Source organism: Methylophaga sp. UBA1464 (assembly GCF_002325665.1).
GTDB lineage: Bacteria > Pseudomonadota > Gammaproteobacteria > Nitrosococcales > Methylophagaceae > Methylophaga.
In genome coordinates, this window is record NZ_DCSO01000059.1 from 2,322 (window position 1) to 2,747 (window position 426).

At 48.1% G+C, this 426-nt stretch carries 1 protein-coding gene; it reads left to right on the forward strand.

What is annotated here, in order from left to right; all coding sequences use genetic code 11:
* A partial coding sequence (locus B3O33_RS07295) for a BCCT family transporter (protein ID WP_292363304.1) occupies window positions 1–426 on the forward strand: 426 nt, incomplete at both ends.

Sequence of the window (426 nt, forward strand, 5' to 3'; positions counted from 1 at the left end):
TCCATCCACCATATTAGTACCCGTTTTTGTACCCGCCGTTGTTATCGCCTTATTGCTGGTAATCGGGACTATCAGTAATCCGGAGTTAGCCGGTGAAGCCTTTGCTACGACACTCAATTATCTGACCAAAACATTCGGCTGGTTTTATATGCTGGCGGTCGCTTTCTTTCTGGTATTTATTGTGACGGTGGCGATTTCAAGTTGGGGGAAAACCAAATTAGGCCCCGATCATGCCGAGCCGCAATACAGTTTTCCGGCCTGGTTTGCCATGTTGTTTTCTGCGGGTTACGGCATAGCATTATTATTTTTTGGTGTGGCAGAACCGGTACTGCATTACGCCTCACCTCCTCAAGGCGCGCCTGAAACCGTTGATGCGGCCAAACAGGCAATGCAAATCGCCTTTTTTCACTGGGGTTTTCATATCTG